The sequence below is a fragment of the Paenibacillus sp. QJM3NY_38 genome (assembly GCF_056173265.1).
This window is the reverse complement of sequence record NZ_JBWBUJ010000002.1, coordinates 97,308-110,605: the sequence shown is the minus strand read 5'-3', so window position 1 is coordinate 110,605 and position 13,298 is coordinate 97,308. Positions and strand designations below refer to the sequence as shown.

Annotated in this window: 17 protein-coding genes and 1 pseudogene; 2 read left to right on the top strand and 16 right to left on the bottom strand. The window is 39.5% G+C overall.

The genetic code is table 11. The features are described from left to right. Positions 1 to 79 precede the first annotated feature (79 nt). A pseudogene (locus AC0VZ8_RS34315) lies at positions 80 to 370 on the top strand (IS3 family transposase); the annotation flags it as partial. A 178-nt stretch (positions 371 to 548) separates the two neighbouring features. Here AC0VZ8_RS34315 and AC0VZ8_RS34310 read toward each other — a convergent pair. The 8 genes from AC0VZ8_RS34310 to trxB all read right to left on the bottom strand — a co-directional run bounded on the left by AC0VZ8_RS34310 (position 549) and on the right by trxB (position 6,502). Further along, positions 549 to 1,064: an OsmC family protein gene (locus AC0VZ8_RS34310; RefSeq protein WP_475487987.1), complete on the bottom strand. Its 516-nt coding sequence runs from the start codon at positions 1,062 to 1,064 to the stop codon at positions 549 to 551. Between the two features lie 63 nt (positions 1,065 to 1,127). Beyond that, a complete protein-coding gene (locus AC0VZ8_RS34305; protein ID WP_475487986.1) occupies positions 1,128 to 1,856 on the bottom strand; it encodes a DsbA family oxidoreductase in 729 nt (242 codons plus the stop codon). Between the two features lie 23 nt (positions 1,857 to 1,879). Continuing rightward, positions 1,880 to 2,539, bottom strand: coding sequence for a carboxymuconolactone decarboxylase family protein (locus AC0VZ8_RS34300; RefSeq protein ID WP_475487985.1), 660 nt, complete (start codon positions 2,537 to 2,539; stop codon positions 1,880 to 1,882). 257 nt (positions 2,540 to 2,796) lie between these two features. Then, positions 2,797 to 3,858, bottom strand: a complete 1,062-nt coding sequence (locus AC0VZ8_RS34295) for an NADH:flavin oxidoreductase (RefSeq protein ID WP_475487984.1) — start codon at positions 3,856 to 3,858, stop codon at positions 2,797 to 2,799. A 46-nt stretch (positions 3,859 to 3,904) separates the two neighbouring features. After that, positions 3,905 to 4,648 (bottom strand): NADPH-dependent oxidoreductase, encoded by a 744-nt coding sequence (locus AC0VZ8_RS34290; protein WP_475487983.1) that lies wholly within the window; start codon positions 4,646 to 4,648, stop codon positions 3,905 to 3,907. A 38-nt stretch (positions 4,649 to 4,686) separates the two neighbouring features. After that, entirely contained in the window at positions 4,687 to 5,028 is a 342-nt protein-coding gene (locus AC0VZ8_RS34285; RefSeq protein ID WP_475487982.1) for a thioredoxin family protein, read from the bottom strand. A gap of 30 nt (positions 5,029 to 5,058) precedes the next feature. After that, complete coding sequence (locus AC0VZ8_RS34280; RefSeq protein WP_475487981.1) at positions 5,059 to 5,547, bottom strand: OsmC family protein; 489 nt, start codon at positions 5,545 to 5,547, stop codon at positions 5,059 to 5,061. A 25-nt stretch (positions 5,548 to 5,572) separates the two neighbouring features. Further along, positions 5,573 to 6,502 carry a thioredoxin-disulfide reductase gene (gene trxB / locus AC0VZ8_RS34275; protein WP_475487980.1) on the bottom strand — a complete coding sequence of 310 codons (930 nt, stop codon included), beginning with the start codon at positions 6,500 to 6,502 and terminating at the stop codon, positions 5,573 to 5,575. Positions 6,503 to 7,279: 777 nt separating this feature from the next. Between trxB and AC0VZ8_RS34270 the strand changes: the two genes are divergently transcribed. Beyond that, positions 7,280 to 7,948 carry an ArsR/SmtB family transcription factor gene (locus tag AC0VZ8_RS34270; protein WP_475487979.1) on the top strand — a complete coding sequence of 223 codons (669 nt, stop codon included), beginning with the start codon at positions 7,280 to 7,282 and terminating at the stop codon, positions 7,946 to 7,948. 706 nt (positions 7,949 to 8,654) lie between these two features. Here AC0VZ8_RS34270 and AC0VZ8_RS34265 read toward each other — a convergent pair. From AC0VZ8_RS34265 to trxA, 8 genes are all read right to left on the bottom strand, one after another. Further along, entirely contained in the window at positions 8,655 to 9,617 is a 963-nt protein-coding gene (locus AC0VZ8_RS34265; RefSeq protein WP_475487978.1) for an alcohol dehydrogenase catalytic domain-containing protein, read from the bottom strand. 165 nt (positions 9,618 to 9,782) lie between these two features. Next, positions 9,783 to 10,040, bottom strand: coding sequence for a hypothetical protein (locus tag AC0VZ8_RS34260; RefSeq protein ID WP_475487977.1), 258 nt, complete (start codon positions 10,038 to 10,040; stop codon positions 9,783 to 9,785). Beyond that, positions 10,041 to 10,346, bottom strand: a complete 306-nt coding sequence (locus AC0VZ8_RS34255) for a hypothetical protein (protein WP_475487999.1) — start codon at positions 10,344 to 10,346, stop codon at positions 10,041 to 10,043. After that, complete coding sequence (locus AC0VZ8_RS34250; RefSeq protein ID WP_475487976.1) at positions 10,340 to 10,864, bottom strand: FAD-dependent oxidoreductase; 525 nt, start codon at positions 10,862 to 10,864, stop codon at positions 10,340 to 10,342. The genes AC0VZ8_RS34255 and AC0VZ8_RS34250 overlap by 7 nt, the downstream gene beginning before the upstream one ends. A gap of 51 nt (positions 10,865 to 10,915) precedes the next feature. Next, positions 10,916 to 11,245, bottom strand: coding sequence for a thioredoxin family protein (locus AC0VZ8_RS34245; protein ID WP_475487975.1), 330 nt, complete (start codon positions 11,243 to 11,245; stop codon positions 10,916 to 10,918). 11 nt (positions 11,246 to 11,256) lie between these two features. Further along, complete coding sequence (locus tag AC0VZ8_RS34240) at positions 11,257 to 11,619, bottom strand: rhodanese-like domain-containing protein (protein ID WP_475487974.1); 363 nt, start codon at positions 11,617 to 11,619, stop codon at positions 11,257 to 11,259. A 294-nt stretch (positions 11,620 to 11,913) separates the two neighbouring features. Then, a complete protein-coding gene (locus AC0VZ8_RS34235; protein WP_475487973.1) occupies positions 11,914 to 12,579 on the bottom strand; it encodes an ArsR/SmtB family transcription factor in 666 nt (221 codons plus the stop codon). Positions 12,580 to 12,811: 232 nt separating this feature from the next. Next, entirely contained in the window at positions 12,812 to 13,129 is a 318-nt protein-coding gene (gene trxA / locus AC0VZ8_RS34230) for a thioredoxin (protein WP_475487972.1), read from the bottom strand. Positions 13,130 to 13,298 lie beyond the last annotated feature (169 nt).

The window sequence follows — 13,298 nt, the reverse complement described above, 5'->3', positions numbered from 1 at the left end:
GCGCATTAAAGTCTACTTGGAGGGGATTTTGCTGGAGACCGTACAAGCAGCTGTACATAAACGCAAAGTAACCAACCTACTGCTCCACAGCGACCAAGGCTTCCAGTATACCCACAAGGATTACCATGCCTTTTTGAAGCGCAAGAAAATGAAAGCGAGTATGTCGCGTAAGGGAAATTGCTGGGATAATGCTTGTATCGAGAGCTTCTTTGGACACCTGAAGTCAGAATGTCTTCGACTCGATACCTTCTCGACCGAGGAAGAGCTTGTTAAGGCGATTGAACGATATATCCATTTTTACAACTACGAACGCTTTCAACAAAAACTAAACAACCTTAGTCCGGTTGAGTACCGAACTAAGGTTGCTTAAGGCTGCCTTTTAAGGCTGTCTACTTGACAGGGGTAAGATCATAATGACGGCTTTCACGATTTAACGTTAATCCCTTTCTGTTTCGTTCCTATTGCTGACCAAAAGCAGGGGAGCTGTAAAAGTAACCCCAGGCCCGTCCTCCGACAATAATGAGCAAAACAATCAAGTATTCATGCTTTTAATTGTTAAGTGTATACATCGAAGTCACTCTAACGTTTCTTTCAATGGTGTTTCTCACAGGTGATATTTCTATGGCTTTTGCAATCAACTTTTCAACCTGCGCTTCATCTGCGTCACTATCCACATTGAAACGAACGTTTATTTCATCAAAGCCAGAATTCCCTTCCTTTGAGCCAAAGAAAACGTTCAGATCTATTTCGCCAGTAACATCAACTTCCAACGAATTCACTTTAATCCCCATACCACTAGCTGTTGCAATGAATCCTACACCTACACAAGCGCCAAGTGCACTTAACAAAAGCTCAACGGGATTAGGCCCTTTTCCAGTTCCGGATAGCCATTCTGGTTCATCAATGGGTACCGGTTTATAGTCCCCAACCTCGGCCTCCGAGTAAAACCCATCTTTCCATTTTACTGTAGATGCAAAACTTGTAATCGCATCCTCAGGATTATTCTTATATTTTTCTGCCAAGCTTCCGAGCATATTCACATCTACACCGTTCATTTTACTCATATTTAGCACTCCTCTATTTTATATTCTTCATAGATCAATCTTAATTGAATCCCCGCTTGTCCTTTATGACTTTTTAGGCGGGATCGCACACCCTTCATCCGTACATAGTCCTTGACTAGAGGTTTCATTAGAAAGAATTTCAAACTTAGCTGCCGGATGCTCTTCTTCCCAAACTTTCTCCAACACTTGAGAAAAAGATTCTGACGGCTGTGCCCCTGAAACTGCATATTTTTGATTGAATATAAAGAAGGGTACCCCGCTGATCCCCACTCGACGAGCTTCATCTTGATCTTTTCGTACCTGATCTGCATAGAGATCCTTCGATTTCAACACTCCAAGGGCATCTTCTCTATTTAATCCAACCTCTTCTGCGATATTGGCCAGTGTATCATAATCTCCTACATCTCTTGATTCAGTGAAATGTGCAATAAGTAATTTCTCATTCAACGTTGTTTCTTTGCCTTTCGTTTTTGCCCATTTTAATAAACGATGAGCATCCAGTGTATTGGTGGGTTTAAGACTATCTAATTGAAAGGATAATCCCACATTCTTTGCTTGTTGAGTTAAGTGGCTAAGGAATTCTTTCGCTTGTTCTCTTCCGCCAAACTTAGGGGTTAATTTTTCTACAAAACTTGTCCCATCATACGAAGAAGCTCCCGGATCAAGCTCAAAGCTTTTATATTCAATACTTATTTCATCTTTATACGGTAATTCGTCTAAAGCTTTCTCCAGATTATGTTTACCTATATAGCAGAATGGACATGCAATGTCAGACCAGATTTCAATTTTCATGTTTCTACCCCTTTTTAGTTTAATTATTCGTCAAATGCAACCAGGGCATTTACGCCATGAGCAAGAGCGGAACCAGCTTTTAACGCAGTAGCTACCATAATCGATTCAGCCAGCTCTTCTTTGGTTGCAGCGGCTTTTTTGGCTGCTTTCGTATGAATATCAATGCAATACGGACACCCAGTGGTATGGGCAACCGCAACCGCAATCAATTCTTTTTCCTTGGTACTGAGTATGCCAGATTTCAATGCTTGCTGATCAAAAGAAACAAAGGTTTTAAACGCATCTCCACTTAATTGGGTAAACTCCCTCAGTCGATTAATATAAGATGCACGGTATAACTCGTCGTCATCTGTTCCATCATACGCATTTAAAGCATTAACGCCATGAGCCATTGCCGAACCGGCTTTGAGCGCGGTGGCAACCATTATAGCTTCAGCCATTTCCTCTTTCGAAACTCCATGTTTCTTAGCTTGTTTCACATGAGCCTCAATACAATAAGGGCATCCCGTAGTGTGGGCTATAGCAATTGCAATGAGTTCCTTGTATTTTGCCGTTAGCTTACCTTCAGCCAATGCTAAACGTTCAAAGTTCACAAACGCCTTGAATATCTCCGGAGAAACCGAGTTGAATTCTCCAATACGCTTAAAATTTGATTTTTTAAATAAACTGTCTTGATGACTCATAGAAATTCCCTCTATTCATTAGAAATTTTTTTGTGTACTCTGAGCTTTAATTAAAATTAAAGTATTCAATCAATTAATTGAATTTTAGAATGCACTGATGTTCAAGTCAAGTGTTTATGCGAAGTGGGAATATACTCAGCCTTCCAACATATGCATGCGCACTGACTCTTTTCCGAAATATTTTCACTTTCCTCTTCACGATAAAAAAGTATCCTTAGAATACATTGGTTAAACGTTAGTTATTTTTTTAGTTCCATTTAATATAAAGTATTCAATGCCTCACGCGTAAACGGAAGTAATTCTTCTGTTCTTCCATCGCGGATTTTGTTTACCCAGTCAGGGTCAGCTAACAATGCACGACCCACCGCAATCAAATCGAATTCTTCACGTTCTAATCTCTCGATTAAATCGCCCATCTTGTTGGCTTTGCCATTAGCCTCTTCCCCGTTATCAAAGAAATCCAAGAAGTCAGCGTCGAGTCCGACAGATCCAACTGTAATGGTTGGTTTCCCTGTCAGTTTTTTCATCCATCCTGAGAGATTCAGTTCAGATCCTTCAAATGCAGGTTCCCAAAAGCGACGAATAGAGGCATGAAAGATGTCAACGCCTGCATCAACTAATGGCGTTAAGAAATGTTTTAATTCTTCTGGAGTTTCAACTAATATTGCCGTATAGTCATCATATTTCCACTGTGAGATTCGTAGTACAATTGGAAAATCAGGTCCAACAACACGTCGGCAGGCTGCGATAACCTCACTAGCAAAGCGGGTACGTTTGAGTATGTCGCCACCATATTCATCACTACGCGTGTTTGTTTTTTCCCAGAAGAATTGATCGATTAAAAATCCATGCGCCGCCATAATCTCAATACCATCAAAACCAACTTTTTTAGCATTGACTGCTGCCTGTGCGAAAGCTTCAACCAATTCCGAAATTTCTTGTTTTGAGTAATCATTAGCGTTGCCTCGTGCACCCATATGCCACAATTGAGAGAAAATTTTCCCACCGGCCTCATGTACTCCATCAACTACTTTTGACCAACCCTTTAGAGCCTCTTCTCCGTATATGTGTGGTACGTCCTCCTGCCATGCTGGCACCTCGGATGCAACATCAGGATGGTTGATAAACGTACCCTCTGTCAGAATAAGTCCAACACCATTTTCAGCTCTACGACGATAATACGCAGCGACATCCTCCCCTGGCACTCCATTTGGAGAATAGTTTCGAGTCATTGGTGCCATTAGAATACGATTAGATAGTTTGAATTTTCCCATTTCAAATGGTTTAAAAAGAGCTGCAACAGATTGAGAATTATTCACAAAAAAACCTCCAAGTTTTATTTTTGTCATTTCATAAATCTAAGAATTACTTGAAATCGAATCCTTGATGCTCCAACATTTTTCTCACTTCAGGATAATAAATGTGGTTATACATGGAGGATACTTCTTTACTCCAACCTCTTGTTTCTTTTCCATTTGTACGTTTATCCATGTAGTTAGAGATCGTTCGATCAAATTCCCTAATAAGGCCTTCTAAGTCGGTGTTGTACCGTTCTTTATGCCAAATTGCTTTTTGAGGTAAACGTGGCTTCTTCGCAGAGGGATTAGCAGGATGTCCAACAACCAGTCCACTCACAGGAAATACATATTCAGGAAGCCCAAGCAACTCAATTAATTCAAGCGGCCTGTTTCTCACTCCTCCAATCGGCACAATACCTAGTTCTAATGATTCAGCTACAGCAATTGCATTGCCCATTGCCAGTCCAACATCAGTCGCTCCCACTAAGATGGACTCCATACTTTCGGTAATAACCAAGGGTTCTTCGTTCAATTCGGCCGCAAGTTTCGCTCTAAAAAAATCAGCACAAAACAATAGGAACACTGGAGCTTGTGCTACCCATGGCTGGTTTCCAGTCAGCTCAGCGATTTTTTCTTTGGTTTGTCGATCCTCAACACTTATGACAGACACTTGTTGCCCATTGATAGAGGATGGAGCTGCTTGCACAGAATTCATGATTAGGGTCAGGTCTTGCTCGCTGACTGCTTGGTCCGTGTAACTACGGATGGATCGGTGATTCATTAAGATTTCATATAGTTCATTCTTATTCATTGTCCATTACCTTTCTTTGGTTAATCCAATTTCGATCCTTATGAACGTTTGTTATATACCTCAACAGCACTTTGCAGAAAATGTTCAATCTCTTCGCGTGATTTACGAAGCTTGTTGACATATCGAGTAAGCTCTTTACCGTCGACATAGGCTACAAAGCTTGGAATACCCATAATATTTTGTTCTTCACTTACAGTCCCTACTTGATCTACATCCACTTCGATGAGATCCAGATCATTCGCAAATTTTTCTTCAACCTCAGGCATGAATGGATCTATAAATTTGCAGTCAGGGCACCAGTCTGCTTTAAAAACAGCAACAGTAATTTTGGGGGAACGGGTAGCTGTATCAAATTCTGATTTAGAGGTAATTTTTTTCAATTGTATAATCTCCTTTTTTAATGGGATGGTTTACCATCCCATTTGATGTTGTTCAATATAGTTACTTGTCAGATCATCTCCAGCATCAATCGATACCTCACCTTCGGTACCTACCGGTACACCTGCTTTGACAAGCAGTTGACCAATGTGGCATTTTTCTTCTGCTTGCAGGAATAATGCTTCGACCACAGCGATATCTTCCTTGGATGCATTCGAGGATAAAACAACATGCGGACGATGTATAATGCTCAGTTGTTCCCCTCTAGCTGTGTTCCCTTCTGTGTCCATAAAGAACCCGGCAACGGGTACTTTCTTGCGATCGAGCATGTACGCTAGTGTCAGAGCATAACAAGCAATGGCCGAGGACATCAGGAGTTGTTGTGGATTAGCCCCTTCTCCACTTCCCCCTTTAGGAACAGGGATAGCAACTTGGGTTAGTAAATTGTCGCTTTTAATGCGACCAAATCCTTTCGCGTCTTTGAACCAAACGGTATTCATAATCATTTTTTGATCCGGCATCTATTATGCTCCTTTCCCCACGTATTTAATTATTTTCTAAAGAATCGATAAATTTTTCGCTATCCATAGCCGCCATGGCTCCAGATCCTGCTGCAGTAATAGCTTGACGATACCGAGTATCCTGCACATCTCCACAAGCAAACACACCTGAAATATTTGTCATGGATGTGCCAGGTACTGTGACAATGTAGCCATTCTCATCCGTCTCAATTTGACCATTTAAAAATTCTGTATTCGGATGATGACCGATAGCTACAAATACACCGTTTGCATCTAGAATTTCTTCTTCGCCTGAGACATTGTTCCGGACTTTCAATCCAGTCACTCCACGTTCTCCCGCAATAACTTCAAGAGGGGTCTTGCTTAAAGCCCACTCAATCTTAGGATTTGAACGAGCCCTATCTTGCATAATTTTTGAGGCTCTCAGTTCTTCTCGACGATGTACCACAGTAACTTTGGAAGCAAATCGTGTTAGAAAGTTTGCCTCTTCCAATGCAGTATCGCCTCCACCCACTACAATGAGTTCCTTATTTCGAAAGAAAAACCCATCACAAGTGGCACAAGTACTAACTCCCCGGCCAACATTTTCTGTTTCGCCTGGTATTCCTAAATATTTCGCACTGGCACCAGTTGAAATGATCAGAGTTTCAGTAATGACTTCGCCCTTTCCATCGACTTCCAGTCTAAATGGTCGTTTTTCCAAATCTACCGCCTTTACCCAACCGTTAAGAAATGTAGCCCCAAAGCGTTCCGCTTGTTTACGCATATTATCCATTAATTCAGGGCCCATGATGCCATCTGGGAATCCAGGATAATTCTCAATTTCAGTGGTTGTTGTAAGCTGTCCTCCTGGTTCAAGTCCTTCAATGACGAGCGGATTCATATTTGCACGGGCCAGGTAGATCGCTGCGGTCAATCCTGCTGGACCAGTTCCGACAATTACAGATTTATACATATTTTATACCTCCTAATTTATAGTTTTCACAGTTACTTTCGCACAACATTATTTAATATTCAATTGAATAATTGAATTATAGCATTAGAATCTCTATTCGTCAACACATGGGAGAAGATGACCACAAATGAGATACACATTGCAGAAGTTTATATTCGGTGGCGGATGTTTGACTAATCCTTGCAATAATGAAAAAAAGCAGACAGAGCGCAATGGCAGTGTCAACTTTTTTTGTGAGAGATTATGTTTCATATGGGTTGCATTCTGGACATATAATCCATAATTCGATCATTATACGTTGAGAAATTTGCAACTAATTCTGCCGCGATTAGAATCTACCTAACCCATTATAAATGATGTAAAGACTATCTCTTCTCAACTATAAATGAGCTAGCCGCAAATTGTTAGCATATCACATTATTCATTTGGATGGAGATAACTAGGCATTGTCGTCTTTACGTTTATGGGATACATGAAACAGAACAGATTTCTTTTTTCATCTTTCTAAATAGTGTATTCCTATAAGTTTTATCAAATTATATCCTTTTGACTTGACTGCACTCGGGATGTTCATGTTAAAATTTTAATATTCAATTGAATGACCAAGAGTTCGATTTCGTGAGTAAAGTCAAAATTTGAGTAAATATCTAATATCCTTACTATGACTCTTCAGATATATGGATTATAGTTTAAAGCGTGTTCTAAGGCTTCTGATATGCATGAATTTAAATTGGGGATTCCCGTTTTATAATACGACAAGAATAGAGGTTAACAATAATGGAAGAAATGCTGAACTCTGCGAAAACTTTTAAGGAAGATCTTTATAAACAATTGGCTAGAATCGGAAAATGTTTATCCAGTGATAAGCGTCTTGAGATCTTAAATGTGCTATCCAATGGTTCTAGAACGGTAGAAAAAATAGCTACCTGTACAGACATGAATATTGCGAATGTATCCCGGCACCTTCAAGTTCTGCTCGATGCAAAACTGGTTAAATTCACGAAAAAAGGAACATATGTGATTTATTCTTTGGCTGATCCAGAAATCATCGAATTTCTTTCCTCATTATGGCGAATTAGTGAAAAACAGATTCCTGATATTAGTAGAATGAAAGATGATTTCCTCAACAATCTTGATGATGTTCAAACGCTTACGATGGATGAGGTTAGGGAGAGAATTAATAATGATTCAATAATTTTGGTGGATCTACGTCCTAGAGAAGAGTATGACATGGATCATATTACGGGAGCAATTTCGATGCCTATGGAAGAGTTAGATGTATGGATAAGAGAAATTCCGAAAAACACAGAAATCATCGCATATTGTAGAGGCCCACTGTGTGTCTACTCAGCACTGGCAGCACAGAAATTACAATCTGAAGGTTTTACGGCTTATCGCATGGAAGAGGGCTTGAATGAGTGGCAAGAACATTTTCAGTTACACTAAACTGACTTCAAAGAACAGATTAAGAACAAATTATTTCTCCAATCCTTAACTATAAAGACTTCATGGCCAATATTACTGGCTCTGAAGTCCTTTTTTAATTGGCACCTTTCAGAATTTTATTGAACTCTTATACATGCAGTGACTCTATCCTGTAAAACTGCAGCAAATACTGTTTATGAGCCTCAGTCATTCATCCAACAAAGCTTGGCCGAGTCACCGCTTTGAACCAGAATTGGACGTACATGCTTATACAGCCGTTGCGTAGTTTCCCGTAACCGCAGCCTCAATAGTTAATTCCTCCATGGACTTCATTAACTATAATATCCTCGTTGTGTAAGAGGAAAGAACTGAAGTGAATAGGCTCAGCACCATGGGGGGTGATCACAAGAAGCTGAGGGAGAAGGGTCTCGTAAACAAGTGATGGAAATGCTTAGAGGATAGGTTGAAAATCACCAATGACAGAACTAAAAACCTTATCATACAAGTTGTTGAGCGAAGATCGATGTAACAGTATCTTATACAATCTTATAGTAAATCCAGTAATTCATTAAAAAAACCACTTGTTCGATTTGAACAAGTGGTTCTAGACATACGTTGCCTTCAGGTTGAATTATAGTCGAGGGAATTGAGATTAAGAAGATTAAACCCGACTAACCGCATAATTTAACATGAGAGTCGTGTGCTATCCACCCTTAGGATTATATCTTCACTCAGAAATATTCAGGACAGCACGAAATCGAGTTGATGCTGACATCATTTTATCGTATGCTTCGCTAGCACGATCTAATGGGAATGGCTCAATCAAGGGGCGAGTATCAGTCAGGACACTAAAATTAATCGTAGCTTGTATTTCTTTTGCTCCGCCTGTAAATGTTCCTTTGACCGTGTTAGGCCCTTTCAAAAAGTCCATCGCTGACAATTCTAGTTGATCAGTGGAACCTGCCACAATGATTAGCTCGCTGTCTTGACCCAACCCGTTTATCAGAGAGGAAATGGCTTTCGCGTTAGGTGCAGTTGCCAGAATGACTTTGGCACCGCCTAATGCTTGCAATGCCTCAGCCGGATCTTCTTTGGCCGAATCAATGTAGTGATGGGCTCCAAGTTCACGTGCGAGATCTTCTTTATCATTTCCTCGTGAAATAGCCACGGTGCGAAATCCAGCTTTGCTTGCAAACTGAACGGCCAGATGTCCCAGTCCACCAATCCCTTGAATCGCCACCAAATCACCAGGACGAGCTTTACTATTTTTGATGGCACTAAAGGTTGTTTCTCCAGCACACATTAGTGGGGCAGCTTCCATTACCGAAATTTCATTTGGAATACTGGACAAGCTGTCTTCATAAGCAACCATATACTCCGCATATCCACCGTCCATTGTTAATCCGGTTACATGACTATGTCCCGCATTCCATCCAATGCCAACACGATCTCCTATTTTCCATTTTGATGCGCCTGCTCCAAGCTCATCAACGATTCCTATCACTTCATGTCCAGGAATACGAGGATATGCTGACGCACCACCGCCCATGGCCATTGAATCTCCGTTACAAACGCCACAAGCTTCAACGCGGAGCAATACTTGCCCTTCTGCCGGCTGCGGAACCGGCACCTCCACTAACTGCATTTTTTCTCCTGCAGCTGGAATTTGCATGGCTTTCATCTTCTTCATGGATAGACCTCCATAGTTTTAAAATGATGGAACTTCATTAGTATAGTTTAAACCAACCAAATGTTCAATCGATTAATTGAATGATTGAATAAATTATATACGGATAGATTCGTTGAAACTTTGTTAGTTTTTTGTTGTGCAAATATTTTATTCATTATATTTTTGTTATCTGATTGATGACTTTTGAGACTGCAATTTCAGCTGACTGAAGTGCACCTCACCAAATTCTGTACTTGATTCTGCAATAACAATTTTATTTTTCCAATCCCCAGATGCAGGTATAAGTCCGTAATGTGGAAAATTTTGAAGTGGAACATGATCTTCGGATATAGCCATATCGACATCCGCAGACCAATCTTTATAAATAATAGTCCCTACTTTTATTGCTGACGGGCCGAACAGCCTAATCAACTGTTCCTTCACTTACTCTAAAACCTCCTTTTCCCCTAACTGTTTGCGAACCACCGGAGGTATGCCAAAGAAACCAAATAATGCACCCGAACCTGTTTTGGGAGATGCATCATGAATTTCCTGCAGAGGCCCTACCCAACTCGATGCGAAACCCGAAAGTCCATCTATTCTCCAAAAAGGCTCATCATATACAGCTAAAGCCTTGGCTTGTCCAGCCATCCAGGTTGGTTTGTTGATAAGGTTTAAGTTCGTTTCAGGAGGGAATGAAGGAATAAAAGTAATTTGTTTTGCAATAATTCGAGGCGGTAATGCTAAAATAACAGCACGAGCGATAAACTCTCTTTTATTTGTCCATCTGCAAGTTCTGTGGTTATCGTGATGGAGTTTTGATCGTTCAATTTAATTGTGATCACACGTGTTTCCAAATCAAAGATTTCAGGTGGCAACTTACTAGCTAATGCATCTATTAAAGATTGTACGCCACCTGAAGATCGCAATGATCTCTCCATGGAGTGATCTGGGAGGATATGGCGTTCACGCGCTTGGTTCTCATACCGATCAAATAACATAGCCCCATCGGTGTGCTGAACGAAAGTTTCGAGGTGTAGCACTTGAACGAGTTTGGCGATCGTACGCTCATATCGCGGCCAGAACCAAGTGGGGCCAAGATCAAATTGACCCAATTCAGGTTTGTCGGGACTTGTGGTAGTTAAAATCCTACCACCAATTCTATTGCAAGCCTCCAAAATCTTACATCCAATACCTTGTGCTGTGAGTAAACTGGCTGCACGCAGGCCACTTAAACCAGCACCAATAATAATCACGGGATTCTTCATTCTTTACTCCATCATTAAAAAATTTTATATTCATGTTGGATACTATATAAGTTATACAGCTTTGTACAACTGTTTTAATCGTGCTTCTAATTGTTCAAATCGAACAAACCGTCCTTCACGAAGATATTCCTTTTGATCAAAACATAAGATGATCGTGGGAACTGAAAAAATCAACAATTTGCCTGCGACCGCTTTTACCTGACTAGCATCTATATGAGCAAGTTTTATTTCTGGATAATTTTTAAGTAATTCTTTTAATTTCGGATAAATTGCATGACATACATTACAATCAACTTGAGATATATATAGCATACTTAATCGGTTATTTTGAATGAACGTATCTATTTCATTCACTGAGGTTATTTCTTGAACATTTATCATAAACTCCCGCCTTACTGTATGTTATTCGGAATTGAATGGCTACAAATCCAATCATATTCAATGCAATATTGTTCTAATTTCCTCTTCTGACTCCATTCAATTAATTGGGACACTGGGCCTACTAATAAATACAAATCTTGAAATCCCTGTTTTCGTAGAATACGTACCGCTTTTTTTTCTTTAAAATATTGATCGGTCAATATAATTACGCTATCTTTTGGAGTCAAATCTTTTCCCCAAACAAAAGGCAATCGCCCTAGGGAGATATTGATGGATTCCGGAAAATGTTCTTTTTCAAAATCGGAACTATCTCTTATGTCAAGCCATTTAATAGGATCAGGCACCTGGATTGGGTTAGATTTTAAAGATAACATGGTTACACTGCGAAGGAAGTGGAAATGTTGAATTAGCCAGTAAATTAGCAAAAAAACTAATATCAAAGCACACATCATTTTTTATCCTTAGCAGAAACTAGACTTAGGAACTTCTGCTCTTGTCTTGTGGTGATTGCTTTTAACTGCATAGGTTTTTTCCTTTTGGTATTTTTCAGGAATTCCATTGTATATCTACTCCGTTCTGCCACGTATTATTAATCCAACAATTAAAATCAATGGAACGTTTTTTGTATCACCTTTCAAAACTTGTTTCATTTAATGAAATTCCGTTCTTCATTTTCCTCGATCGTAAGCATTCCACTCGCGGGCTCCTTCTTCTACTCGATACGCTGTGAAGCCCTGTTTTTGAATGTAATCAACAGCTTGCGATGCAGAAGAACAATAAGGCCCACGACAGTATGCAACAAGTTCTACATCTTTATCTAATGTTTTTAGGTATTCTTCTAACTGCTCCAAGGGTACAGAAATAGCACCTGGGATATGAGATGTTTCATACTCCTCAACCGGTCGAAGATCTATTAGAATCATGTTATCCTGCTTCATTTTAACCATTAGGTCGTTTTTTGTGATAGTTTGAACACCTTCATATTGCCTTTTCAACTCATCCTTAATCAGTTTTATGTCAGCGAGTCTATCCTCGCACAAATTCCATAAAGAGGACAAAAAATGAGTTACAGATGAGTCACTAATGTTGTATATGACATAAGTACCTTTCTTGTGAAATCTAACCAACTTCGCTTCTAGCAAAATCTGTAAGTGACGGGATACATTCGCAACACTCATACCAGTTTGAACAGCCAGACTTTCAACAGATTTTGGTCCGTTCGATAAGAGATCCATAATCTCAAGTCTTTTGTCACTGGATAAACATTTCCCAATTCGAGCAAATTGCTGATATAGACGTTCTTTAATATCTGAATTAGAACTTGAAATTTCCATTAGAACCCTCCTCTCTTTGTAGTGATACCTTTTAATTTTGGGTTTGCCTTTTCATTCGAATTACTACTAGTATGTCCAAGTATAAATTAGTAATCCATTATTCAATTTCCGATCTAGCTCAAGAATCCACTTAATCATTATGTTGAAAAGAACGACGGTTCAGTTGAATCCCAATCCGTCGTTCTTTTCACATATATTCAATAATTACAAAATGGATTTGTTGATTACTCTGTTAATTGAGCAATCCTAGAATTTTTTCTTTAAGAGCTTGTTTTTGTTTAACCCCCACCATAGTCTCAGCCAATTTACCATCTTTAAATAAGAGTAACGTAGGAATACTTCTGACTCCGAATTGTTGAGCCAATTCGATTTCTTCATCAACGTTGACTTTGGCTATTGTTGCTTGTCCAGCTAAATCATCAGCTAGCTCATTTATGATTGGAAGTTGCACTTGACAAGGTGGACACCACGGTGCCCAAAAATCGACTAGTGTCACTCCGGTATTAATATTCGATTCAAAGTTCTGTTTTGTTAAAGATGCTGCTCCCATAAATAGAACACCCCTCAATTAATTTATCAATTATTCAATCGATTAATTGAATTATACTTTTGAAATCAAATTTAGTCAACCTCTTCTTAAGTAATACTTAGATTTGGAACGTCATAATTTGCAACAATCATGCATCATCCACCGGGTTACCAACGTTTTTAGCATCTAT